This is a genomic window from Caulobacter sp. X, assembly GCF_002742635.1.
Lineage (GTDB): Bacteria > Pseudomonadota > Alphaproteobacteria > Caulobacterales > Caulobacteraceae > Caulobacter.
The window spans coordinates 1244736-1267914 of record NZ_PEGF01000001.1; the positions used below are offsets into that span (position 1 = coordinate 1244736).

Annotated in this window: 24 protein-coding genes; 19 read left to right on the forward strand and 5 right to left on the reverse strand. The window is 67.2% G+C overall.

What is annotated here, in order from left to right:
• Positions 1 to 873, reverse strand: a complete 873-nt coding sequence (locus CSW60_RS05745; protein WP_099536326.1) for an alpha/beta fold hydrolase — start codon at positions 871 to 873, stop codon at positions 1 to 3.
• 56 nt (positions 874 to 929) lie between these two features.
• Here CSW60_RS05745 and CSW60_RS05750 point away from each other — a divergent pair, with 56 nt between their 5' ends.
• Together CSW60_RS05750 and CSW60_RS05755 are read left to right on the forward strand one after the other, a co-directional pair.
• Positions 930 to 2111, forward strand: coding sequence for a glycosyltransferase family 4 protein (locus CSW60_RS05750; protein ID WP_099536327.1), 1182 nt, complete (start codon positions 930 to 932; stop codon positions 2109 to 2111).
• Positions 2108 to 3073: a glycosyltransferase family 9 protein gene (locus CSW60_RS05755; RefSeq protein ID WP_099536328.1), complete on the forward strand. Its 966-nt coding sequence runs from the start codon at positions 2108 to 2110 to the stop codon at positions 3071 to 3073. Before CSW60_RS05750 ends, CSW60_RS05755 begins: the two co-directional genes overlap by 4 nt.
• Before the next feature lie 12 nt (positions 3074 to 3085).
• Here CSW60_RS05755 and CSW60_RS05760 read toward each other — a convergent pair whose 3' ends face one another.
• Entirely contained in the window at positions 3086 to 3685 is a 600-nt protein-coding gene (locus CSW60_RS05760; RefSeq protein ID WP_099536329.1) for a YitT family protein, read from the reverse strand.
• Positions 3686 to 3920: 235 nt separating this feature from the next.
• Between CSW60_RS05760 and infC the strand changes: the two genes are divergently transcribed.
• From infC to CSW60_RS05805, 10 genes are all read left to right on the forward strand, one after another.
• Positions 3921 to 4442: a translation initiation factor IF-3 gene (gene infC / locus CSW60_RS05765; protein ID WP_013080311.1), complete on the forward strand. Its 522-nt coding sequence runs from the start codon at positions 3921 to 3923 to the stop codon at positions 4440 to 4442.
• Positions 4443 to 4580: 138 nt separating this feature from the next.
• Entirely contained in the window at positions 4581 to 6527 is a 1947-nt protein-coding gene (locus tag CSW60_RS05770; protein WP_236634221.1) for a S9 family peptidase, read from the forward strand.
• A 55-nt stretch (positions 6528 to 6582) separates the two neighbouring features.
• Positions 6583 to 7776 (forward strand): MFS transporter, encoded by a 1194-nt coding sequence (locus tag CSW60_RS05775; protein WP_099536331.1) that lies wholly within the window; start codon positions 6583 to 6585, stop codon positions 7774 to 7776.
• Between the two features lie 120 nt (positions 7777 to 7896).
• Positions 7897 to 8097, forward strand: a complete 201-nt coding sequence (gene rpmI, locus CSW60_RS05780) for a 50S ribosomal protein L35 (protein ID WP_004625088.1) — start codon at positions 7897 to 7899, stop codon at positions 8095 to 8097.
• A 15-nt stretch (positions 8098 to 8112) separates the two neighbouring features.
• Complete coding sequence (gene rplT, locus CSW60_RS05785) at positions 8113 to 8469, forward strand: 50S ribosomal protein L20 (RefSeq protein WP_004625089.1); 357 nt, start codon at positions 8113 to 8115, stop codon at positions 8467 to 8469.
• A gap of 121 nt (positions 8470 to 8590) precedes the next feature.
• Positions 8591 to 9664: a phenylalanine--tRNA ligase subunit alpha gene (gene pheS / locus CSW60_RS05790; protein WP_099537564.1), complete on the forward strand. Its 1074-nt coding sequence runs from the start codon at positions 8591 to 8593 to the stop codon at positions 9662 to 9664.
• Between the two features lie 58 nt (positions 9665 to 9722).
• A complete protein-coding gene (gene pheT, locus CSW60_RS05795) occupies positions 9723 to 12122 on the forward strand; it encodes a phenylalanine--tRNA ligase subunit beta (protein ID WP_099536332.1) in 2400 nt (799 codons plus the stop codon).
• Positions 12123 to 12418: 296 nt separating this feature from the next.
• Positions 12419 to 12568, forward strand: coding sequence for a hypothetical protein (locus CSW60_RS23035; protein WP_106907222.1), 150 nt, complete (start codon positions 12419 to 12421; stop codon positions 12566 to 12568).
• 126 nt (positions 12569 to 12694) lie between these two features.
• Entirely contained in the window at positions 12695 to 12997 is a 303-nt protein-coding gene (locus CSW60_RS05800; protein ID WP_066680127.1) for a hypothetical protein, read from the forward strand.
• Positions 12976 to 13257: a hypothetical protein gene (locus CSW60_RS05805; protein ID WP_099536333.1), complete on the forward strand. Its 282-nt coding sequence runs from the start codon at positions 12976 to 12978 to the stop codon at positions 13255 to 13257. The genes CSW60_RS05800 and CSW60_RS05805 overlap by 22 nt, the downstream gene beginning before the upstream one ends.
• Here the strand turns inward: CSW60_RS05805 and hmpA are convergent, their stop codons facing one another.
• On the reverse strand, positions 13258 to 14466 hold the full coding sequence (gene hmpA, locus CSW60_RS05810; protein ID WP_099536334.1) for an NO-inducible flavohemoprotein: 1209 nt from the start codon (positions 14464 to 14466) through the stop codon (positions 13258 to 13260).
• Positions 14467 to 14603: 137 nt separating this feature from the next.
• On the opposite strand from hmpA, the gene CSW60_RS05815 reads away from it, so the two are divergent.
• Both CSW60_RS05815 and CSW60_RS05820 read left to right on the forward strand, forming a co-directional pair.
• On the forward strand, positions 14604 to 15044 hold the full coding sequence (locus tag CSW60_RS05815) for an Rrf2 family transcriptional regulator (protein WP_099536335.1): 441 nt from the start codon (positions 14604 to 14606) through the stop codon (positions 15042 to 15044).
• Positions 15045 to 15105: 61 nt separating this feature from the next.
• Positions 15106 to 15633: a TIGR00645 family protein gene (locus CSW60_RS05820; protein ID WP_099536336.1), complete on the forward strand. Its 528-nt coding sequence runs from the start codon at positions 15106 to 15108 to the stop codon at positions 15631 to 15633.
• Positions 15634 to 15653: 20 nt separating this feature from the next.
• Here CSW60_RS05820 and CSW60_RS05825 read toward each other — a convergent pair whose 3' ends face one another.
• On the reverse strand, positions 15654 to 16268 hold the full coding sequence (locus CSW60_RS05825) for a DUF1134 domain-containing protein (protein WP_099536337.1): 615 nt from the start codon (positions 16266 to 16268) through the stop codon (positions 15654 to 15656).
• A 152-nt stretch (positions 16269 to 16420) separates the two neighbouring features.
• Here CSW60_RS05825 and lepA point away from each other — a divergent pair, with 152 nt between their 5' ends.
• The 5 genes from lepA (at position 16421) to CSW60_RS05850 (ending at position 22254) form a co-directional block, all read left to right on the forward strand.
• Positions 16421 to 18229: a translation elongation factor 4 gene (lepA, locus tag CSW60_RS05830; RefSeq protein WP_099536338.1), complete on the forward strand. Its 1809-nt coding sequence runs from the start codon at positions 16421 to 16423 to the stop codon at positions 18227 to 18229.
• A 497-nt stretch (positions 18230 to 18726) separates the two neighbouring features.
• Positions 18727 to 19140 (forward strand): very short patch repair endonuclease, encoded by a 414-nt coding sequence (locus tag CSW60_RS05835; protein ID WP_099536339.1) that lies wholly within the window; start codon positions 18727 to 18729, stop codon positions 19138 to 19140.
• Positions 19137 to 20318, forward strand: coding sequence for a DNA cytosine methyltransferase (locus CSW60_RS05840; protein WP_099536340.1), 1182 nt, complete (start codon positions 19137 to 19139; stop codon positions 20316 to 20318). Before CSW60_RS05835 ends, CSW60_RS05840 begins: the two co-directional genes overlap by 4 nt.
• Complete coding sequence (locus CSW60_RS05845; protein WP_099536341.1) at positions 20315 to 21145, forward strand: Eco29kI family restriction endonuclease; 831 nt, start codon at positions 20315 to 20317, stop codon at positions 21143 to 21145. Before CSW60_RS05840 ends, CSW60_RS05845 begins: the two co-directional genes overlap by 4 nt.
• Positions 21146 to 21249: 104 nt before the next feature.
• Entirely contained in the window at positions 21250 to 22254 is a 1005-nt protein-coding gene (locus CSW60_RS05850) for a hypothetical protein (RefSeq protein WP_099536342.1), read from the forward strand.
• On the opposite strand, the gene CSW60_RS05855 is transcribed toward CSW60_RS05850, so the two are convergent.
• Positions 22251 to 23141, reverse strand: coding sequence for a hypothetical protein (locus CSW60_RS05855; RefSeq protein WP_099536343.1), 891 nt, complete (start codon positions 23139 to 23141; stop codon positions 22251 to 22253). The genes CSW60_RS05850 and CSW60_RS05855 overlap by 4 nt on opposite strands.
• Positions 23142 to 23179: the final 38 nt, after the last annotated feature.

The window sequence follows — 23179 nt, forward strand, 5'->3', positions numbered from 1 at the left end:
CTACTCGTCGTCGATGGCCGGCAAGCGCGGCGTGATGCCCACGGCCTCCAGGCCCGCGGCGTTCCGCAGGCGGGCCGCGCGAGCAAGACGGCGCGAAACCAGGTCGCCCTCCTCCGGCTCGGCCAGGCCCTTGGCCTCGGACACGGCCGCGACCAGACGCCCCAGGTCCTGGGGACGCGAAAGACGGTGATCGCCATCCTTGATCAGAGTGAAGACCACGTCCTGGCTGGTCAGGGCGTTGGCCAGCTCCAGGGCGTGGGTCCAGGGCACGTCGGGATCGGCGCCGCCTTGCAGCACCCGCACCGGAATATCGATCGGCACGGGTCCCGGCAGGATCGACCACCGCGCGCCGTCCTCCAGCAGCTCGCGCGTGATCGGATAACCCCCATCGTCGTACTCTGAAGGACGGATCCAGAAGCCGTCGCGGGCGATCGCCGCCTTGGCCTCGTCCGAGAGTTCGGGCGTCATCAGCTTCTCGGTGAAATCCGGCGCCGGCGCGATCAGCACCATCGCCTTGACCCGGTCAGGCCGCGCGATCGCCGCCAGGCACGCCAGCCAGCCGCCCATCGACGAGCCGACCAGCACGAGCGGGCCTTCGGTCAACTCGTCGATCACCGCCAAGGCGTCCGCGCGCCAGCGGCTGATCGTGCCGTCCTTGAACGCGCCATCGGACTCGCCGTGCCCGAAATAGTCGAAGCGGACATACGACCCGCCGCTGGCCTGGGCCTGCTCGGCCAACACCTGAGCCTTGGTCCCGGTCATGTCGGAATGGAAGCCGCCGAGCCAGACGACGGTCGCGCCCTCCCCGGAAATCCGTCGGAAAGCGAGCTTGGAGCCGTCTTCGCGCGTTAGAGCGCCGGGGGATTCGGTCATGGCGTCGCCTCGATCGTTTCGCTAGTTAAAGCCCGCGTTGTCCTCGCGAGAGTCGTGTGTCCGACCTACCTCCCGATTTCACCTTGCTGCAAGTGACGCCGGAGCTGGAAACCGGCGGCGCGGAGCAGACGACGATTGATGTCGCCCACGCGGTGGTGGCGCAAGGCGGCAAGGCCCTGGTCGCGACCAAGGGCGGTCGGATGGCCGCGCGCCTGACCGCCGACGGCGGCCGCCTGGCGCAGATGCCGGCCCAGTCCAAGAACCCGCTTGTCATGCTGGGCAACGCCGCCCGGCTGATCGACCTGATCCGACGCGAGAAGGTCAGCCTGGTCCACGCCCGCTCGCGCGCCCCGGCGTTCAGCGCCCTGTGGGCCGCTCACGCCACCAAGACCCCGTTCGTGGCGACCTACCACGGGGTCTACAACGCCAAGTCCAATCTCAAGCGCTGGTACAATGCGGTGATGACCAAGGGCGACCTCGTCATCGCCAACTCGGAATACACACGCCAGCATGTGATCCGTGAGCATGGCGTCCCGGCGGAAAAGGTGGTCGCCATTCCGCGCGGCGTGGATCTCTCGCGCTTCGAGCCCGGCATGGTCGGTTGCGAGCGTGTGAAGGCGCTCGCCGACTCGTGGGGCGTGGCGCTGGACGAACGGCGTCTGAAGGTGCTGCTGGCCGGCCGCTTGACCCGCTGGAAGGGCCAGGCCCTGCTGGTGGAGGCCATGACCCTGCTGAAGGCGCGCGGCGAGGATCGGGTCCTGCTGCTGCTGGCCGGCGACGACCAGGGCCGCAAGGGCTATCGCGCCGAACTGACCGACGCCATCGCCGCGGCGGGCCTCGAGGATCGCGTGAAGCTGGTCGGCCACTGCGACGACATGCCGGCCGCCTATCTGCTGGCCGATCTGGCCATCGCCCCTTCGCTGGAGCCGGAGGCCTTCGGCCGCACCGCCGTCGAGCCGCAGGTCATGGGCCGCCCGGTCATGGCCGCCGACCATGGGGCGACGCGCGAGACGGTGGTTCCCGGCGAGACGGGCTGGCTGGTGAAACCTGGCGACGCCGAAGCCTGGGCCAACGCCCTGACGGAGGCTTGCGACGCCGGCGCCGCGAAGCGCCAAGTCATGGGCCAGGCGGCGCGAGCGCGAGCGCGACGGTTGTATTCGGTGGACGCGATGTGCGAAGCCACGCTCGATGTCTATGCTCGCGTTCTGCGGGCTCGGGCCGCGGAGCATTCGTCTTGAGCAAGGAGATCAAGAAGGTCCTGGTCATCAAGCTGGGGGCGCTGGGCGACTTCGTCCTGGCCCTGGCGGCGATGAAGAAGATTCGCGAGGCGCATCCCAAGGCCAAGATCACCCTGCTGACCACGCCGCCGTTCGAAGCGTTGGCCAAGCTCAGCCCCTATTTCAACGCCGTCGAGACCGATGGCCGCCCGGGCGACCTGAGCGGGACCCTGACCATGATCAGCCGGATCCGCAAAGCCGGCTATGATCGGGTCTACGACCTGCAAACCAACAGCCGGACCAACTGGTATTTCCAGCTGCTGCGCCCGTTCCCGCCGCAGTGGAACGGCATCGCCTTCGGCTGCGCCCTGCCGCAGAAGGGCAAGGCGCGCCTAGGCATGCACACGCTGGAGCGACAGGCCGATCAGCTGAAGGCCGCGGGCATATGGCCCGACGCGCCCACCGAGCCCGGCAGCGCGCCCGCGCCGGATCTGTCGTGGATCCTGAAGAAGCAGAAGCAGGCGCCCTCCACCGCCGCCAAGCCCAAGCCGTATGTGCTGCTGGTGCCCGGCGGGTCGGCCCATCGGCCGGAAAAGCGCTGGCCCGTCGAGTTCTACGCCCAGCTGGCGTCGCTGCTTAAGGCGCGCGGCTTCGACATCGTGATCATCGGCGGCCCGCAGGAAAGCGCGATGGCCCGCCAGATCCAGAAGGCCGCCGCCGGCGCTCGCGACCTGACTGGCCGCACCGACTTCGCGCAGCTCGCTCTGCTCGGCGCCAAGGCGGCTCTGGCCGTCGGCAATGACACGGGCCCGACCCACCTGCTGGCCGCCGCCGGCGCGCCGACCATCGCCCTGTTCTCGGACGCCTCGGATCCGGACCTCTGCGCGCCGCGCGGCCATGTGACGGTGATCCGCTCGCCGGATCTGCAGGCCTTGCCGGTCAGCACGGTCGCCAGCGCGGCCATGGCGCTAACGACGCGCTGAGGCGCTAGCCTCTTAGTAGCCCGCGTACCGGCCCGGCTTGTGGTTGGCGATGATCACCGCGCTCAGCGCAACGGCGCTGGCGATCGACAGCAGCAGCTTGTCGAAGCTGATCGTGAAGAAGGCGGTGGCGACGACCACGCAGTCCGCCGCCATCTGCACCTTGCCGGCGCTGATCCCGCGCCGCTCCTGCAAATAGAGCGCCAGCACCCCAATCCCGCCGACGCTGGAGCGGTGCCGCGCCAGGGCCAGGATACCCATGCCGACGATCGTGCCCCCGAAGATGGCGGCGAAGATCGGATCGACGCCCGTCACCTTCAGCCAATGCGGCATGGCCCAGGCGAAGCCCGCCAGCAGCAGGTTGGTCACCAGGGTCTTGAAGGTGAACATCCAGCCCAGGGTGCGCTGGGCCAGCACATAGAACGGCAGGTTCAGGACGAAGAACACGACGCCCACAGGCCAGCCGCTCAGGTACGAGACGATCAGCGCCACCCCGGCGACGCCGCCGGTGACGAGGCCCGCGGCCTTCAGCAAGGTCAGGCCGACAGCGATGAAACTGGAGCCGATCAGGAGGGCGTGGATGTCCTCCAGGGCGGTATGGCGATGCGGATTCATGGAGATCAGGCAGGGGTCTTGGTCTGGAGGACATGCGTCCCCGCCTCGCCGTTTCCCCCTTGTCGCCCGTTCGCTCCGAAAAAACTCGGTCCGGCGACGTCTCTTTAACCGCCTTCGCTTGATAGAGCGCGGCCGGCGCGTCATATATCAGTTTCTCGCGGCGCGCCCAGCGCGGCGCGTATGCGTTCAGCCCTACCCTATCAACAGCCTCGGAGCCGCCCCTATTCGCCGTCCTATGCAAACGCCGCCCGTCAAGGATGGGCCGCGTATCAACGATGAAATCCGTGTCCCCCGCGTCCTGCTGATCGACCAAAACGGCGAGAAGCAAGGCGAGATGCCGACGTCCGCCGCCCTGGAAGCGGCCGAGGAGGCTGGCCTGGACCTGGTGGAAATCGTTCCGAACGCCAATCCTCCCGTCTGCAAGATCCTGGACTACGGCAAGTTCAAGTTCCAGGAGCAGAAGAAGAAGAACGAGGCGCGCAAGCGGCAAAAGGTCGTCGAGCTCAAGGAAATCAAGCTCCGTCCGAACATCGACGTTCACGACTACGAAGTGAAGGCCAAGTCGATGCATCGCTTCTTCGAGGAAGGCGACAAGGTCAAGGTGACCCTCCGCTTCCGCGGTCGCGAAATGGCGCACCCGGAACTCGGCATGAAGCTGCTGCTCAAGGTCAAGGCCGACTTCGATGAGGTCGCCAAGGTCGAATACGAGCCGCGCATGGAAGGCCGGCAGATGATCATGATCCTGGCCCCGCGCTAGGACTGGATCACGGGTAGACAACGAAACGCCCCGGCCCTCGCGGCCGGGGCGTTTTGTTTTGGGCCCTCAGCGACAAGGGCGAGTACTCGACATCCGCTCAATCTTTGCTAGCGTTCGGCGAAGTTCGAGGGGATTTCCGTGCTGAAGACTACCCTGGCCGCCATGGCGGCATGCGTCGCCCTGGCCGCCTCGTCAGCGCGAGGCACCCCGCTCGAAGCCTATGGCCGCCTGCCTTCAATCAACATGGTGGATGTCTCGCCGGACGGCTCGGCGCTGGCGCTCATCGTGACCGTCAACGACGAGAGCCAGGTGGTGGTCAAGTCGCTGACGGGTCCCGTGCTGGCGTCAGCCAAGATCGGCTACCGAAAGGTGCGGAACGTGCAGTGGGCGGACGGCGACCACGTGGTGATCGAAGTCTCCAACACCGCCGTCATTGATGGCGTCAGCTATTTCCGCGAGAATTTCCAGGCCGTCAGCCTGAACATCCGGACCGGCGATTTCGTGCAGTTGCCGACCAAGGCGCTCGACACGGTGGTGAACGTCATCGCCGGACGCACCCAGCCCGCCCGCGACGGCAAGAAGTCAGTGCTGCTGGTGCCCCTGATGAGCACGGAAGCCCGCAATATGCAGGCCAAGGGCAGCCATCTGGACCTATTCAAGATCGATCTGGACAGCGGCCAAGCCCTGGTCGCGCAGATGGGCGATTCCGACACCTACGACTACCTGGCCAACGCCGACGGCAAGGTCCTAGCCAAGGCCAGCTACAAGGAGAACGAGGGTCAGAACAACGCAACCTGGACCATGCAGCTGCGGAAGGGCGGCGGCTGGCAGACCGTGTTCTCCACCACCGAGGCGGCCGAGACCCCCTCGCTGTGGGGCGTCGCGCCGAGCGGTCAGTCGGTGATCATCGACACCTGGGACAAGGACGCCAGCCTGTGGCGTCCCACGCTCATCGGGCTGTCCGACGGCGAGTCCGCGGGCTTCGTGGGACCGGCCCGGGATCTTTCGCCCGTCATCGGCCCCGACGGCGTGGTGCTTGGCTTCAGCTACCAGAATAATTTCGTCGAATACGAGTTCATCGAACCCCGGCTGAAGGCTCTGTGGCCGCCGTTCCGGGCCGCTTTCAAGAACCAGTCGGTGTCGCTGGCGTCGTGGACGCCCGATTTCAAGAAGCTGGTCCTCTTCGTTCAAGGACCCGACAACGCCGGCGCCTACTACATGGCCGACACGACCACCAAGCGCGTGGACCCGATCGGCGTGGCCTATTCCAAGATCGGCCCCGCCGACGTCGCGCCGGCGCGCCAGATCCGTTATCTAGCGGGCGATGGTCTCGAGATCGACGCGATCCTGACCACACCGAGAGGGCGCGAGGAAAAGAACCTGCCGCTGATCGTTCTGCCGCACGGCGGACCGGCGGCCTATGACACGACGGCCTTCGACTACTGGGCCCAGGCGCTGGCCTCGCGCGGCTATGCCGTTCTGCAGCCGAACTTCCGCGGCTCGACCAATCGCGGCCATGCTTTCAAGGTGGCGGGCTACGGCGAATGGGGTCGCAAGATGCAGACCGACCTTTCAGACGGCGTAGCGTTCCTGGCCAAGCAGGGCGTAATCGATCCCAAGCGCGTCTGCATCTTCGGCGGCAGCTATGGCGGCTACGCCGCGCTCGCGGGCGTGACCTTGCAAAAGGGCGTCTATCGCTGCGCCGTCTCCGTGGCCGGCCCCGCCGACCTGCCCGGCCGCCTGCATGACGAAATCCTTCGCTCGGGCGAGCAGAGCAGCCTTATCCGCTATCGCAAGCGCTTCTACGGGGTGACCGGCGAGCGCGACCCGAAGCTGCGAGAGATTTCTCCCGCCGCCCACGCCGACAATGTCGAGGCTCCAGTTCTTCTGATCCACGGCAAGGACGACACGGTTGTTCCGTATGCTGAGAGCCAAAAGATGGCCGCCGCGCTCAAGGCCGCTGGCAAACCTTACGAGTTCGTGACGCTGGATGGCGAAGATCACTGGCTCTCGCGCAGCCAGACCCGGTTCCAGATGCTCACCGCCGCCGTCGCCTTTATCGAGAAATACAACCCGCCAAACTAGAGCGCCTGTTTTGGCGGTCGTCAGAAGAGCGGAACACGCGTAAACCCCGCCCGCCATGTCCGATACCGCCCACAGCACCCGCGCCCTGGCCGTCCTGCTCCTGGTTGTTTTCATCAACCTGGTGGGCTTTGGCGTGGTCATTCCGCTGCTGCCTTTCTACGCCAAGGCGATGAACGCCGCCCCGTGGCAGGTGACGACGATGTTCGCCGCCTACAGCCTGGGACAGTTCTTCGGCGAGCCGTTCTGGGGAAGACTGTCGGACCGGATCGGTCGGCGGCCGGTGCTGATCGTGACGATCCTGGCCAACGCCGCGGCCTATGTGGCGCTGGCCTTCGCGCCCAACATCTGGATCGCCATGGCCATCCGCCTGGTCGGCGGCTTTGGCAGCGGCAATATCTCGACGATCCAGGGCTACATGGCCGACGTGACGCCGCCGGAGAAGCGCGCGGGCCGCATGGGCCTGCTGGGCGCGGCGTTCGGAGCGGGCTTCGTCATCGGCCCGTCGCTGGGCGGCCTGCTGGCCCATCCCAGCGCCGGACAACTCGGTTTCCAGATCCCGCTGTTCGTCGCCGCCGGTATGGCCGCCGCCGCCGCCATCGGCGTGGTCGTCTTCGTCACGGAGAGCCGGGCTGGCGCGGTCGCGGGCCATCCTCAACCGGGGCGCGGCGAGGCGCTCGCCCAGGCCGCGGCTCACCCGATCCTTTCACGGGTGCTGCTGGTGACGCTGGTCTCGACCGGCGCCTTCGCGGGCATGGAGTCGATCTTCGGCCTGTGGGCCAACGCGCGCTTTTCCTGGGGGCCGCGCGAGGTCGGGCTATGCTTCGCCATCATCGGGATCATCGCCTCGCTGGGTCAGGGCGTGCTGACGGGCCGCCTAGCCCGCCGGTTCGGCGAGAGCCGGGTGCTGACCACCGGCCTTTTCATCATCATGCTGAGCCTGTTCGCCACGCCGTTCGCGCCGCATCCCAGCCTGGCCATGGTCGCGGTGGGCTGCACCGCATTTGGCCAGTCGCTGGTCTTCCCTTGCGTGGCCGCCCTGATCTCCCGCGCCAGCCCGCCGGATCGCCAGGGCCAGATGCTGGGCCTGAACATGGCCGCCGGCTCTCTGGCGCGCATCGCCGGACCGCTGACGGCCGGGCCGCTGTTTGGTCTCGCGGCCGGCGGTCCCTACTGGCTGGGCTCGGCGCTGATGATTCCCGCGATCGCCTTCGCCGTGACGATCGTCCACAGAACCAAGACGGCCGCCTAAATGCTTGCCAGCGGCGAGTCTTTCCTGTAGCAACGCCGCCTTTCCGGAACCGCCTGGCCATTGGCATGCCATGGCGGTTCGTCATGCTTCCAGAGGACGGGGCGAAAGCTCCGACGCGAAATGCCGAAGTTGAAGACGAAGTCGGGCGCCAAAAAGCGCTTCAAACTGACCGCCACGGGCAAGCTGAAGGCCGGCGTCGCCGGCAAGCGCCACCGCCTGATCGGTCACAATGGCAAGTACATCCGCCAACAGCGCGGCACGAAGGTCATGACCGAGGCTGACGCCAAGATCATCAAGACCTACCTGCCCTACGGCCTGTAAGAGGAGCGCTGACACATGGCTCGCGTGAAACGGGGCGTCGTCGCCCACGCCAAGCACAAGAAGGTTCTCGAGCAAGCCAAGGGCTTCTACGGGCGCCGCAAGAACACCATCCGTACGGCGAAAGCCGCGGTCGACAAGGCCGGCCAGTACGCCTACCGCGACCGCAAGGTGCGCAAGCGCGCCTTCCGTTCGCTGTGGATCCAGCGCATCAACGCTGGCGCCCGTCTGGAAGGCTTCACCTACTCGCAATTTATCCACGGCCTGGATGTGGCCGGGATCGTGATCGACCGTAAGGTCCTCGCCGACATCGCCGGCGCCGATCCGGTTGCGTTCAAGGCCATCGCCGACAAGGTTCGCGCCGCCCTGGCCTAAGGACATCTGGGCTTTTCGAAGCCCAATCGATCCTGAAAAGCCCTTCGGTGCGAACCGGAGGGCTTTTTGCTGCGCGCTCCCCTACTCCCCCGCGACCAAATCCTCTAGACGGATGCCCGTCATGACCGATCTCAACACCCTCGAAGCCGACGTGCTGGCCCAGGTGGCCGCCGCTGGCGATCTCCAAGCGCTCGACGCCGTCCGCGTGGCCGCCGTCGGCAAGACCGGCTCCATCTCGGGCCTGCTGAAAACCCTGGGCGCGATGAGCCCCGAGGAGCGCAAGACCCAAGGCGCGGCGATCAACGCCCTGCGCGACAAGGTCACCGAGGCGATCGCCGCCAAGAAGGCCGCGCTGGAAGCCGCCGAGCTGGACGCGCGCCTGGCCAGCGAGACCCTGGACCTGTCCCTGCCCGCGCCCTACCGCCGCAAGGGCTCGGTCCACCCGACCATGCAGACCATGGACGAGATCGTCGCGGTCTTCGCCGAGATGGGCTTCGCCGTCGCCGAGGGGCCGGACATCGAGGACGACTTCCACAACTTCACGGCCCTGAACTTCCCCGAGAAGCACCCGGCCCGCGAGATGCACGACACCTTCTTCTTCAACACGAAGGAGAACGGCGAGCGCATGCTGCTGCGCACGCATACGAGCCCCGTGCAGGTGCGGACCATGGTCAGCCAGAAGCCGCCGATCCGCATCATCGCGCCGGGCCGCACCTATCGCGTGGACAACGACGCCACCCACACGCCGGTGTTTCACCAGGTCGAGGGCCTCGTCATCGACAAGGGTATCCACATGGGCCACCTGAAGTGGACCCTGGAGACTTTCCTGGCGCGGTTCTTCGAGACCGACGCGGTCACGACACAGTTCCGTCCGCACCACTTCCCGTTCACCGAGCCGTCGGCCGAGATGGACGTGCAGTGCGATCGCTCGGGCGGCGAGATCAAAATCGGCCAGGGCACGAGCTGGCTCGAGATCCTGGGCTGCGGCATGGTTCACCCGAACGTCCTGCGCGCCTGCGGCATCGATCCGGACGAGTACCAGGGCTTCGCCTTCGGCATGGGCGTCGACCGCCTGGGCATGCTGAAGTACGGCATGCCGGACCTGCGCGACATGTGGTCGTCGGACGTCCGCTGGCTGTCGCACTACGGCTTCAGCGCCTTCGCCGCGCCGAACCCGGCCAGCGGCTTGAGCTGATCGCCCTTCTGGAATTCAACCAACCCCTCCGCGCGGCGGCGGGGCTTGGAGATCGAAAATGAAATTCACCCTGTCCTGGCTCAAGGATCACCTTGAGACCACCGCCACCGTCCCCGAGATCGTCGCGGCCATGACCATGGCCGGACTCGAGGTCGAGCACGTCATCGATCCGGCGACCAAGCTTAAGCCCTTCACGGTCTGCAAGATCGTCGAGGCCGCGCGGCACCCGAACGCCGACCGCCTGCAGGTCTGCCAGGTTGACACCGTCGACGGCCGCAAGGAGATCGTCTGCGGCGCGCCGAACGCTCGCGCGGGCCTGACGACCATCTACGCTCCGATCGGCGCCTATGTGCCTGGCCTGGACGTCACCCTGGTCGAGAAGCCGGTGCGCGGCGTCGTCTCGAACGGCATGCTCTGCTCGGCCGCCGAGCTCGAATACGCCACCGAGAGCGACGGCATCATGGAGCTGCCCGACAGCCTGGCCGTCGGCACGCCGGCCGTCGACGCGCTCGGCCTGGAAGCCGTGATCGACTTCGAAGTCACTCCCAACCGCCCCGACTGGCTGGGCGTCGCCGGCATCGCCCGCGACTTGGCCGCCGCCGGCGTGGGCGCGCTGAAGGACCTGTCGATCGCGCCGGTCGCTGGAACCTTCCCCTGCCCGATCACCGTCAAGGTCGACGGCGAGGCCTGCCCGGTGTTCGCCGGCCGCCTGATCAAGGGCGTCAAGAACGGGCCCTCGCCCAAGTGGCTGCAGGACCGCCTGACCGCCATCGGCCTGCGCCCGATCAACGCCCTGGTGGACGTCACTAACCTGATCTCCTACGACCGCGCCCGACCGCTACACGTCTATGACGCGGCCAAGCTGTCGGGGACCGAGATCTCGACCCGCCTGGGCCGTCACGGCGTGCATGGCGATGAGCACCTGATCGCGCTGGACGGCAAGACCTACGAGCTGACGCCCGAGATGTGCGTGATCGCCGACGCCCATGGCGACCGGCCGATCGGGCTGGGCGGCGTGATGGGCGGCGAAAGCACCGGCTGCTCGGACGAGACGGTCGACGTCTTCATCGAGAGCGCCTGGTTCGAGCCGATCCGCATCGCCCAGACGGGCCGCGCCACCGGCATCAACAGCGACGCCCAGTACCGCTTCGCCCGCACGGTCGACACCGGTTCGGTCGTGCCGGGGATCGAGCTAGCCACCAAGCTGATCCTCGAGCTCTGCGGCGGCCAGCCGTCGGAGATCATCGTCGCCGGCGAGGCCCCGGCGGCGCCGAAGGGCTTCGCCTTCGATCCGGCCTATGTCGAGCAACTGTCAGGCCTGTCGGTCTCGGCCGATCGCGCGCGCCAGATCCTGGTCGCCCTGGGCTTTGACGTGAAGGACGGCTCGCCCTGGATCATCACGCCGCCGACCTTCCGCCGCGACGTGGAAGGCAAGGCCGACCTGGTCGAAGAGATCGCCCGCATCGCCGGCTACGGCGCCCTGCCCTCGACGCCGCTGCCTGAAGTTCCGCGCGCGGTGGGCGGCATCCTGACCGCCAAGCAGGCCCGCGCCCGCACGGCGCGCCGGGCCCTCGCCGCCGCCGGCTACGCCGAGGCGGTGACCTACAGCTTCACCAGCCGCAAGATCGCCGAGCTGTTCGGCGGTGGGCAGGCCGAGCTTGTGCTGGCCAATCCGATCGCCTCGGAACTGGACTGCATGCGCCCGTCGCTGCTGCCCAACCTGATCGAGGCCGCCGGCCGCAACGCCCGCCAGGGCTTCCCGGACGCGGCCCTGTTCGAGATCGGTCCGACCTTCCACGGCGACAGGCCGGCCGACCAGCGCACCGTCGTCTCGGCGATCCTGGTCCCCAAGGCTCCGCGCGGCTGGGACAAGACCCCGCAGGGCGACGTCTTCACGGTCAAGGCCGATCTGCTGGCCCTGCTGGAGGAGCTGGGCGCGCCCGTCGCCTCGCTGCAGACCGCGCAAGGCTCGGCCTCCGCCTGGTGGCATCCGGGCCGCTCGGCGCGCCTGCAGCTGGGCCCCAAGGCGGTGATGGCCGAGTTTGGCGAGATCCACCCGGCGGTCTTGAAGGCCCTGGACGTGGCCGGCCCGGTCTACGGCTTCGAGATCACCCTGGAGGCGATCCCCGAGCCTAAGAAGAAGTCGGTCAAGACGCGTCCGGCCTTCTCGCCCTCGCCCCTGATGCCGCTGACCCGCGACTTCGCCTTCCTGGTCGAGAAGACCAAGGCCGCCGGCGATCTCGTGAAAGCCGCCGCCGGCGCTGACAAGGCCCTGATCACCGCCGCGCGCGTATTCGACGTCTATGAAGGCCCCGGCGTGCCGGAGGGCTTCAAGTCGATCGCGATCGAGGTCGTGGTCCAGCCCCGCGAAGCCACGCTCACCGACGCCGAGATCGAAGCCCTGTCGGCCAAGGTCGTCGCGGCGGCCGAGAAGGCCGGCGGGAAGCTGCGGGGGTAGTCCCTTCTCCCCTTGCGGGAGAAGGTGGCGGCCGCCAGGCCGACGGATGAGGGGTCGCTCAGGCGGCCCCTTTTCTTGGGCGGCTATGTCATTCAACCCCTCATCCGGCGCTGCGCGCCACCTTCTCCCGCAAGGGGAGAAGGAGACCAATCTGCCGCCTTTCCAGGCGCCCCGCCTCGCCAGAGGCAAAACCCGCCCTCCTCCGCGGCCGAACGTCCCTGCTCTGGACGAGCCCTTGCGCGGTAGTGAATGTCACGCTACCTGTAACAAGCGCCAACTGGACTCATCGCTTCCACATGCAATCGACCTTCGCCTTCGCCGCCTTCGTGACCACCGGCCTCGCCGCCGTGGCTGCGATGTCGTGCGCGGTGTCGATGTGGAACATGATTAACCAGATTAAAACCGTGCGAGTTCGAACGGGGCAAAATCGGCGCAAGCAGCGGTAGGGGACCCTACCAAAACCAAAGCCGAAGGATCGCAAGATCTCCAAAAAGCCCCGCTCACCCGAGCGGGGCTTTTTTGTTGCGCGGTTCCTCGGTCCTCCCAGTCTCTCAGATCCAAGGACCAAGACGATGAGCTACCTGCCCTCTCCACCCGCCTTCCACAGCGACGCCGACGGCGTCACCGTGCACCAGTTGCTGCTGGCCGCGCAGGACGCGCCCAGCGCGCTCGACGCCGTTCGCCAAGGCCTGGCCGACAGCGGCGCCGAACTGTGCGGCCTTACGATGAAGCCCGTCGGCCAGATCGTCGAAGCCTCGTTGCGCGTGCGCCATCTAGGCGACCAAGCCGCCCGCCTGCTGGCCCGCGACCTCGCCGCCTGGCCGGGCGTCAATTCGGCCTCGGTCGAGCACCAGTGGGTCCGCCCGTGCGCTTAGACAGCCTTAAACCCGAGGACGACAAACGCCGCCTTTTCCTCGTCACCGCCGAGGACACGCCCGACGCCCTGATGCGCGTGCTGGGCGTAGCCTCGGTCCAGCAGGCGCGGTTGCGCGCCCTGTCCGCCGCTCCCGAGGGCCAGCACATGGCCATTCGGCTCGAGATCGACGACCAGGGCGACGCCCGCGCCGAAGCCCTGGCCTCGCGCCTGGCCGCCTGTCCGGCCGTGCGCGGCGTCGGGTTCGGCTGGCGGCAGTAATTAGGCAGCCAGGAGTTCGTCGGTCGGGCCGAAGAACTCGTACTTGATGCGGTCAGGCGAGACGCCGGCCGCGGCCAGCCCGCTCACCAGCGCCCGCATGAACGGCCGCGGGCCGCAGAGATAGAAGTCAGCTGTGTCGAAGGGCGTGTTGGCCTTCAGCCAGTCGACATCCACCATGCCGTCCACGTCGTGGGTGACGCCCAGCGCGTCGCTGGGCAGGGGCTCGCTGTAGAACGTCGCCACCCGCGTGCGGCCATGCTCGGCCGCCAGGCCGCGGACATGGTGCGCCATGGCGTGGACGCGGCTGTTGATCGCCCCGTGAACGAAGTGGGTCTCGAGCTCAGGGTGATCCTTGGCGATCGCCTCCAGCATGGCGACCATCGGCGTCAGGCCGACGCCGCCGCTCAGCAGAACCACCGGGCGGTCCGACATCGGCGCCAGGTGGAAATCGCCGGCGGGCGGGGTCGCCTCGACGATATCGCCCTCGGCCACGACGTCGTGCAGGAACACCGAGCCGTGGCCCTCATCCTCGCGCTTGACCGAGATGCGATAGGTCTCGCCGTTCGGCGCCGCCGAGATCGAATAGTTGCGCTTCAGGCCCTTTTCCGACGGCGTGTCGAAACGGAAGGTCAGGTACTGGCCCGGCCGATGGGCGATCACCGGCCCGCCGTCGCGCGGACGCAGGATGAACGAGGTGATGACCTTGCTCTCGCGGATCTTCTTCTCGACCACGAACGCGCGCCAGCCGACCCAGCCCCCCGTCGCCGCGGCCGCCGCCTCGCGGATCGCCGCCTCCCGGCCCTTCAGGATGTCGGCCAGGAACCAATAGGCTTCGCCCCAGGCCGCCAGGATATCTTCGTTAGCGGCCTCGCCCAGAACGTCGACCAGCGCGCCCAGCAAGGCGGTCGCCACCGCCGCGTAGTGCTCGGGCAGGATGTGATAGCCGACGTGCTTCTGGGCCATGCGTTCGACCGCTCCGCCCAGAACACCCAGATTGTCGATGTTTTGCGCATAGGCGAGCACCGCGCCCGCAAGGGCCTTGGGCTGGGCGCCCGACGCTTGGTTGGCGTGGTTGAACAACGAGGCGATGGCCTCGTCCTGAAACAGGCGCGCGTACATCGCCTTGGTGATCGCCTCGCCATGGACGGCGAGAACCGGAGCCGTCGCCTTCACGATCGCGATCGTCTTTTCGCTAAGCTGCGTAGTCATTTCAGAACCCCTCAAAGATGCATTTTTCGCGCATCTATCTGGGAGATCGTCGTTACGCAAGATTAAATGCATTTAATGTGCATCTTTTGGCCCGAACCGCTCGACGGACCCTCGCGGCTGCTGATAAGCCGAAGGCAATGCGTCTGACTCGGTACACCGACTACGCCTTGCGCGTGCTTCTGCACCTCACCGCTTATGACGAGCGCCTGGTGTCGATCGGCGAGATTTCGCGCGCCTATTCGATCTCGCAGAACCATCTGATGAAGGTGGTCCAGGACCTCAGCAGGACGGGTTTCGTCACGGCGGTTCGGGGCCGAAACGGCGGGCTGCGCCTGGGCCGTCCTCCGGAAGAGATTCGCATCGGCGATGTCGTCCGACACACCGAGGACGGCTTCCAACTCGTCGACTGCAGCACCTGCAAGGTCGCGCCCGCCTGCACCCTGCCTCGTGGCCTGAACGAGGCGACCCGGGCCTTCCTGGCGGTTCTCGACGGCTACACCCTGGCGGACATGGCCAGCGCCCGCAGCGACCTTCGCATGCTGCTAGCCTCGCCTCCCCCTGGCGATCTAGCAATCTGAGGCGGCAGGGCGTGACGAATGTCATGTCGTCCGACTAGGCTGAGGATTGACGGAGGTCTGGATGAAGAAACCGGTTCTGGAAATGTGGCTCGAGCGCGGCCTGTTCGCCTCGCGCTGGCTGATGGCGCCCTTCTACGTTGGCCTCGTCGTGGCCTTGGCGGCGCTGATCGTGGTCTTTTTCCAGGAACTGGCGCACGAGCTGCCGCACCTGCTGTCGATGAAGCCCGAGGACGCGATCCTGCTGGCTCTGTCGCTGATCGACCTGTCGCTGGCCGCCAATCTGCTGGTGATCGTCATCCTGTCCGGCTACGAGAACTTTGTCTCCAAGATCGACACCGCCAGCCATGAGGACCGGCCCGATTGGATGGGCACGGTCGACTTCTCGGGTCTGAAGATGAAGCTGATCGCCTCGATCGTGGCGATCTCGGCGATCGCCCTGCTCAAGGCCTTCCTGAAGCTGACCGAACCGGGCCAGGCGGTGGATCAGGTCCGCCTGTTCTGGCTGGTGATCGTGCACCTGTCGTTCGTCGCGTCCGGCGTGCTGCTGGCCGTCATGGACTGGCTGAACGGCAAGGTGGAGAAGCACTAGGCCTCTCCAACGCCCTATGCCTAGAACGGCAGCGTGCGCCGCTTACGGCTATAGCCCAGATAGCCGACGTTGGCGCCCAGGCGCAGGCCGACGCCCGCGCGGATCGGGGCCAGGGTGATCTCGTCGGCCTTCTGGTAGTTCACGCCGAGTCCGCCCACGAGGTAGGCGCTGCCCTCGACGCCCGGGAAGCGGCGGAAGATCGCGTCGGGATATTGCAGGTTATAGCAGAGGGTGAAGACGCGGCTGGCGTTGCCGCCCCAGTCCCAGCCGATCGACGGCCCCTGCCAGAAGACCTCCATCGTCGGACGGCCCTTCATGTAGAGCAGGCCCCGGCCATAGCGGAGCCCGACGGCGATGGCGCCAGAACCCTCCTCGCCCGCGATATAGCCCGTGGGCTGGCCCTTCTCCTTGAACACCCGCTCGATCGCCGCGCCAGCGCTCTCGGCCGTCACGCCCAGGAAGTCGGAGGTGGCGCGCACCATCTCGTCGCGCGAATAGGTCGAGGCCCCGCCGGTCTCGTAGACCGGCCCGCTGGAGCCGGCCGGCGGCGGGTTGGCCTGGCGCGCCAGGGCGTCGGTCGCCGAGGCGGTCAGGCCGGCGGCGGCGCCGGAGAGGATCAGCTTGCGACGGTCCATGGGTGGGCCTCCAGGTCGGTTACTTTGCAACACTGTTGCAAGCCATTGAGACGGGTTTGCGGCCCCAAACTTAACGCGCGGTTAAGCATGACCGCCCGCCTTGCCGCACCCGCCCCCTCGCGAAGCGGGCCAAATGTGCTAGAGGCTGCGGCATGACTTCGACGCCTCTCGACAAGATCCGTAACTTCTCGATCGTTGCGCACATTGACCACGGCAAATCGACGCTGTCCGATCGCCTGATCCAGACCACCGGCGGCCTCACCGCGCGCGAGATGAGCGCGCAGGTGCTGGACAACATGGACATCGAGAAGGAGCGCGGGATCACCATCAAGGCGCAGACCGTGCGCCTGACCTACAAGGCCAATGACGGCGAGACCTATATCCTCAATCTGATGGATACCCCCGGGCACGTCGACTTCGCCTACGAGGTGTCGCGCAGCCTGGCCGCCTGCGAAGGCTCGATCCTGGTCGTCGACGCCTCCCAGGGCGTGGAGGCCCAGACCCTGGCCAATGTCTACCAGGCCATCGACAACAACCACGAGATCGTCCCCGTCCTGAACAAGGTCGACCTGCCCGCCGCCGACGTCGAGCGCGTCAAGGCGCAGATCGAGGATGTCATCGGCCTGGACGCCTCCGACGCCGTCGAGTGCTCGGCCAAGACGGGCCTGGGCATTCCCGACGTCCTGGAAGCCATCGTCACCCGCCTGCCCGCCCCCAAGGGCGACCCCAACGCCCCGCTCAAGGCCCTGCTGGTCGACGCCTGGTACGACGCCTATCTGGGCGTCGTCGTCCTGGTCCGCATCTTCGACGGCGCGCTGAAGGCCGGCCAGCAGGTCCGCATGATGCAGACCGGCGCCACCCACCGCATCGACAAGGTCGGCGTCTTCACGCCCAAGGCCACCGACGTCGAGTACCTGGGCCCCGGCGAGGTCGGCTTCTTCACCGCCTCCATCAAGGAAGTGGCCGACGCCGCCGTCGGCGACACCATCACCGACGAGAAGAAGCCCACCGCCGCCCCGCTCAAGGGCTTCAAGGAAGTGGTCCCGGTCGTGTTCTGCGGCCTCTTCCCGGTCGACGCCGCCGACTTCGAGGACCTGCGCGCCGCCGTCGGCAAGCTGCGCCTCAACGACGCCAGCTTCACCTACGAGATGGAGAGCAGCGCCGCCCTGGGCTTCGGCTTCCGCTGCGGGTTCCTGGGCCTCCTGCACCTGGAGATCATCCAGGAGCGCCTCTCGCGCGAGTTCGACCTCGACCTGATCGCGACCGCCCCCTCGGTGGTCTACAAGATCAAGCTGCGCAACGGCGACGAGATCGAGCTGCACAACCCCGCCGACCTGCCCGACGTCATGCAGATCGAGGAGATCGCCGAGCCCTGGATCAAGGCCACGATCTTCACCCCCGACGAGTACCTGGGCGGCGTCATCAAGCTGTGCCAGGACCGCCGCGGCATGCAGCGCGAGCTCTCCTACGTCGGCAGCCGCGCCATGGTCGTCTACGACCTGCCGCTGAACGAGGTGGTCTTCGACTTCTACGACCGCCTGAAGTCGATCTCGAAGGGCTACGCCAGCTTCGACTACCAGCTGGAGGACTACCGCGCCGGCGACCTCGTCAAGATGTCGATCCTGGTCAACAGCGAGCCCGTCGACGCCCTCTCGATGCTGGTCCACCGCAGCCGCGCCGAAAGCCGCGGCCGGGGCATGTGCGAGAAGATGAAGGAGCTCATCCCCCAGCACATGTTCGTCATCCCGATCCAGGCCGCCATCGGCGGCCGCATCATCGCCCGCGAGACCGTGCGGGCCCTGCGCAAGGACGTGACCGCCAAGTGCTACGGCGGCGACGCCAGCCGCAAGCGCAAGCTTCTGGACAAGCAGAAGGAAGGCAAGAAGCGCATGCGCCAGTTCGGCAAGGTCGAGATCCCGCAGGAAGCCTTCATCGCCGCCCTGAAGATGGACGAGGATTGATCCGGGCGGTTAGCGCCGATCCTAGCTTTCAGTCTAAAGTATTCGTTATGCGAGTATTTTTCCGATGAATGAGCGAAATCAACCAGACGACCTCCAGGAAATCCGCTCTGAACTTCAGCGCGCTCTACGCCATTTGCAGGATCAAATGGCATCATTGGATCTTTTGCGAGAGCCTAGCCATGGAAATGGCTTGGAGCTCTTGCTCAAAAAACACAAGCTTCTAGCTCTGAAGATGGATGGAAACCGAAATCACGGACGCCCTCATCTACATATAGACTATCACCGTAAGAAACACATGGCCTCTTACGCGATCGACAACGGCCAACTACTTGCTGGAAACGGAACGTATGACGGAGTAGTGCAGCCGTGGATAGCGCACAACCGCATTAATCTTATAAAAGTCTGGAATGGCATTAGGGGGTCTGGCGCAGATCCGGTCATCGTAGCCCAGCTTCAGGCTAGCACTATCTAGCAGTCCAGCGGATATTCCCCTCTCGATGGACACCCTCTCCCCCGCCGACCGCAGCGCCCGAATGGCCCGCGTCAAGGGCAAGGGGTCCAGCGCCGAGATGGCGGTCCGCCGGCTCGTCCACCGCCTGGGCTATCGCTACCGGCTGCACGGCGGAAAGCTGCCTGGCCGGCCGGACCTGGTGTTCCCCGGCCGCAAGAAGGTGATCTTCGTCCACGGCTGTTTCTGGCATCGCCATCCCGATCCGGACTGCAAGCTGGCGCGGCTGCCCAAATCACGGCACGAGTTCTGGATCCCGAAGCTGGAAGGGAATCGCGCGCGCGATCTTCGTCAGCTGGCGGAGTTGGAAACCCTCGGCTGGCGGGCCCTCGTCCTTTGGGAATGCGGGCTCAAGGACGAGACTTCCCTCGAGAACGAAATTAGAACATTCTTGGACTCATGAAGTCGATCGAGCTATTCGCGGGCGCCGGGGGGCTGGGGATCGGCCTGTGTCGGGCGGGGTTCAAGCCGACCAAGGTGGTCGAGTGGAACCGCTATTGCCGCGAGACCATCGCCGAGAACCGCGCCAGCAAGGCCTCGCCCATGGCCGGCTGGCCGCAGGTCGAGGGCGATGTGCGCCATGTCGACTTTCGAGACCTCGAGGGCAAGGTTGATCTCGTCTCGGGCGGACCGCCCTGCCAGCCGTTCTCGCTGGGCGGCAAGCACCGGGCCTATGACGACACCCGCGACATGTTCCCTCAGGCGATCCGGGCGGTGCGCGAGACGCGCCCCCGGGCCTTCGTGTTCGAGAACGTCAAAGGCCTGACCCGCGCGACCTTCCGCAACTACTTCGAATATATCCGGCTGCAACTGGAGCATCCCGAGGTCACCATCAAGACCGACCGCGACGGTCGTCCGACCGAGGATTGGACCGAGCACCTCGCTCGACTCCAGAAGCACGCCACACAAAGCAAATACCCGGGGCTGCACTACCACGTGGTCGCCCAGGTCCTGAATGCCGCCGACTATGGCGTGCCTCAGAAGCGCGAACGCGTGATCTTCGTTGGCTTCCGCTCGGACGTCGATGCGAATTGGTCGTTCCCTGTCGCGACCCATTCCGCCGACGCGCTGCTGTGGGCGCAGTATCGCTCGGAAGACTATTGGGACGCGCACGAGGTCGCCAAGCGCGCGCGCCCAGACCTGTCGGCGGCTCCCGCCCGCGCGCTGGCGCTGAAGGAAAAGCCCATTGAACTGGCCTGGCGCACGGTGCGCGACGCGATCGCCGATCTGCCCGATCCCGAGTTCGAGCCCGAGGCCGCCGCCGAGATCGCCTATCACCGCTTCCAGCCTGGCGCCCGGTCCTATCCCGGCCACACGGGCAGCCCGCTGGATGAACCCGCCAAGACCTTGAAGGCCGGCGTCCACGGCGTGCCCGGCGGCGAGAACATGCTGGCGCGTCCGGATGGCTCGGTGCGCTACTTCTCCGTTCGCGAAAGCGCGCGCCTGCAAACCTTCCCCGACAGCTTCATTTTCCACGGCGCCTGGGGCGAGGTGATGCGCCAATTGGGTAACGCCGTGCCCGTTCGCCTCGCGGAGGTGATTGGCAAGGACGTCGCGCGGAAGTTACGCTACGCGGCGTGAGCAAGCCCAACTCCCTCGACCAAGAGATCGCCGGCCTACGCGACCGCGTCGCCGCGCTGACCAGCCTCGCCGATAGCGCGCCCTTCTCGCCCGCCGCGCGGCGCAAGGTCGACCACGAGCTGCGGGGGGTCATCGAGGCGCTGGAGGCGGCGCTGCGGCGCCTCGATCCGATCGCCATGCCGCGCTCGATCTTCGATCCGAGCAACCCGAAGGTGATCGGGCGCTTCACGGCCTTGGCGCTGGTGGCGCAGGAGCGCGTGCCCTTAAACGCCGTGGGGCAGTTCTACGGCTCGGGCGTCTACGCGATCTACTATCGTGGCCCCTACTCGCTGTACGCGCCTCTCTCGGGCGCGGAGACGCCCATCTATGTCGGTCAGGCCGCGCCTGGCGATCAGGGCGCGCACACCGCTCGCGAACAGGGACCCCGCCTCGCCGCGCGCTTGAACGAGCATCGAAAGAACATCGCCAAGGCGACAACCACGCTGGATGTCGCCGATTTCGACGCCCGGTATCTCGTCGTCCAATCTGGTTGGGAGACGGCGGCCGAGGACTATCTGATCCACCTGTTCAAGCCGATCTGGAACAACGAGACCAACCTGCTCTATGGGCTGGGCAAGCACGGCGACAGCGCCACGACGCGCGCCAATAAGCGCTCGCCCTGGGACACGTTGCATCCTGGCCGCGCCTGGGCCGCGAAATCGACGGAAGACGCGCGCCCCGTCGATCAGATCGTGACGGACGTGACCGCGCACTTCGCGAGACACGCTCCGTATCGCGAGCGCACGACGTTGTTGGAAGACTTCTTCGCCGAGCTGAGACAGGGCTAATCCCCCCACCTCTCCGCCCACCTAACCCCCTGAATTCCCTCGCCTGACCCCCGCTCTACGCCCCGCTCCGTCCTCGGTGTCCGGAACGGCCGTATTCTTGGGGCATGAGCAACGCACATCCCAACGCCCGCCCCACCTGGTTCCGCCTCTCGGAGGCCTCGTGGGCCCAGGTGGCCGAAGAGTACAAGAACGGCGCGACCGCCGCCGAGCTGGGGGCCAAGTGGAAAGTCTCGCCGACCAGCATCTATCGCCACGCCTGCAAGGACGGCTGGACCAAGAAGGCGCACGGCGACGCGGTGGCGCGCGAGCACGCCGCGGCCTTCGAGGCCGAGGCCGCGCGGCGGGCGGCGCTGGGCGGCGCGGGGCCCCTGCCCGGCGAGCTGTGGCTGACCGGCGACGAGGACGCCGACGAGGAAGCCCTCAGCGCCTTTGACCCGGCCTTCGCCGCCGCGTCGGGCCGGGTCCCGCCCCCTCCCCCGCTGTCGACCGATCCCTCCGACCTGAAGGCCGCGACGCTGGCGCGGCTGGCGGCGGCGATCCAGTCGGGGCGCGACCAGGAGGCGCTGAGGCTGGCCACCCTGGCCGACCGGCTGACGCGGCTGGCCTCGGCCGACGACGTGGGGATGGGGGCGTTTCCGGGCGACGGCGCCGCGCCCGACGGCGACGAGCCCTATGACGCCGAGCGGGCGCGGCTGCTGATGACCGGCTTCGTCGACTGGCGGCCGTCGCGGGCCCAGGTCGAGCACGAGACGTCCTACATGTTCCGCTCGATCTACCTGATCGCCCTGGCCATGCTGCTGAAGCCCGACACCGTGCCGGGCCTCTTCAAGCGGCGGGTCATGCGCTTTCGCCGCGACTATCTGGGCGAGGACGATCCCCAGGCGATGGAGGCGGCCGAGATCATCACCGAGGGCCTGCTGCGCGAGCAGGAGGTGGTGGCCATGGACTTCACGGACCTGACGCCCCGTCCGGCCCGCAAGCTGCCGGCGCGGACCTGGCCGCCGCCGCGTCCGCCGTATCCCTCGCGCAAGGACCTGGCCAAGCTGGCCACGCCCCTGCCGCCGGCCGAGCCCCTTCCCGGGGCGGTGCGTTATGGGCGGAAGCGCTAGGGCCTGCCGCCTTCGGCCAGATACTGCGCCTCCCACCAGCTCAGCAGGCCCTGCTCGCGCATGACCGCGAAGAAGCGCATCAGGATCTGGGCGTGGCGTTCCGAGAAGGCGCGCCAGCGGGGCTCCTCCATCAGCTCGGGCGGGATCAGATAGCCGCGGCCGACCTTCTGGCACAGGCCGTTGTCGGTGATGCGCAGGGCGTTGCGGCGGACGCTCTCGAACGGCAGGCCCAGGGCCCGGGCGACGGCCGAGGCCGAGGCGGGCTTGCCGCCGGCGGCCAGGCCCCCGTCGAGGATGGCGAACAGCATCACCACGCTGAACGGGTCGCCGACCATCGGCATCAGGGCCTCGATCAGGCGCAGGAAGTGGTCGACCCACAGCCGCATCATCTGGCGCATCGGCAGCGGCTGGTCCGGGGTCGCGGGCGGGACCGGGGCCAGGCATCCCGCCCGGCGCAGATTGGCGTAGAACTGGGCGAAGGTGTTCCAGGTCTCCATCGCCATCTCCACCGCGTGGGGCGAGTAGGTGAAGGCCTGGGGCAGGATCACGCCGTCGTCGCTCATCACCAGGATGCCGGCCTCGGCCAGGGCGACCACGCGGCGCCGCGCGGTCTCCTGGGGCACGCCCAGCGAGGTGGCGATAGCCCGGACGCGGGCGGGCCGCCGCATCTCGTCGGGCGGCGAGGCGTCGAGGCCCGCATAGGTCTTCTGGAACTCGGGGTCGCGGGACAGGGGGGCGAGGTTGGCCTGGGCGATGGCCAGCATCAGCAGGGTGTCGAGCGCCGAGCGGTGCCCCTGCCTGCGAAATCCGTTCGGGATCAACTGGGCCGAGAAGGCCAGGCACAGGCCTTCGCAGGTCCTGTCCACCGTCGCGGTTGATGCACTCATGATGTCGAAACCCTGGGAAGGGCTCCGGGACCTGCCCC

Bases quoted from the DNA above. Each gene is read 5' to 3' on its own strand.
- CSW60_RS05745 (WP_099536326.1), bottom strand. From the start codon at position 873: ATGACCGAATCCCCCGGCGCTCTAACGCGCGAAGACGGCTCCAAGCTC.
- CSW60_RS05760 (WP_099536329.1), bottom strand. From the start codon at position 3,685: ATGAATCCGCATCGCCATACCGCCCTGGAGGACATCCACGCCCTCCTG.
- infC (WP_013080311.1), top strand. From the start codon at position 3,921: ATGCAAACGCCGCCCGTCAAGGATGGGCCGCGTATCAACGATGAAATC.
- CSW60_RS05775 (WP_099536331.1), top strand. From the start codon at position 6,583: ATGTCCGATACCGCCCACAGCACCCGCGCCCTGGCCGTCCTGCTCCTG.
- rpmI (WP_004625088.1), top strand. From the start codon at position 7,897: ATGCCGAAGTTGAAGACGAAGTCGGGCGCCAAAAAGCGCTTCAAACTG.
- rplT (WP_004625089.1), top strand. From the start codon at position 8,113: ATGGCTCGCGTGAAACGGGGCGTCGTCGCCCACGCCAAGCACAAGAAG.
- pheS (WP_099537564.1), top strand. From the start codon at position 8,591: ATGACCGATCTCAACACCCTCGAAGCCGACGTGCTGGCCCAGGTGGCC.
- pheT (WP_099536332.1), top strand. From the start codon at position 9,723: ATGAAATTCACCCTGTCCTGGCTCAAGGATCACCTTGAGACCACCGCC.
- CSW60_RS23035 (WP_106907222.1), top strand. From the start codon at position 12,419: ATGCAATCGACCTTCGCCTTCGCCGCCTTCGTGACCACCGGCCTCGCC.
- CSW60_RS05800 (WP_066680127.1), top strand. From the start codon at position 12,695: ATGAGCTACCTGCCCTCTCCACCCGCCTTCCACAGCGACGCCGACGGC.
- hmpA (WP_099536334.1), bottom strand. From the start codon at position 14,466: ATGACTACGCAGCTTAGCGAAAAGACGATCGCGATCGTGAAGGCGACG.
- CSW60_RS05815 (WP_099536335.1), top strand. From the start codon at position 14,604: ATGCGTCTGACTCGGTACACCGACTACGCCTTGCGCGTGCTTCTGCAC.
- CSW60_RS05820 (WP_099536336.1), top strand. From the start codon at position 15,106: ATGAAGAAACCGGTTCTGGAAATGTGGCTCGAGCGCGGCCTGTTCGCC.
- CSW60_RS05825 (WP_099536337.1), bottom strand. From the start codon at position 16,268: ATGGACCGTCGCAAGCTGATCCTCTCCGGCGCCGCCGCCGGCCTGACC.
- lepA (WP_099536338.1), top strand. From the start codon at position 16,421: ATGACTTCGACGCCTCTCGACAAGATCCGTAACTTCTCGATCGTTGCG.
- CSW60_RS05835 (WP_099536339.1), top strand. From the start codon at position 18,727: ATGGACACCCTCTCCCCCGCCGACCGCAGCGCCCGAATGGCCCGCGTC.
- CSW60_RS05840 (WP_099536340.1), top strand. From the start codon at position 19,137: ATGAAGTCGATCGAGCTATTCGCGGGCGCCGGGGGGCTGGGGATCGGC.
- CSW60_RS05850 (WP_099536342.1), top strand. From the start codon at position 21,250: ATGAGCAACGCACATCCCAACGCCCGCCCCACCTGGTTCCGCCTCTCG.
- CSW60_RS05855 (WP_099536343.1), bottom strand. From the start codon at position 23,141: ATGAGTGCATCAACCGCGACGGTGGACAGGACCTGCGAAGGCCTGTGC.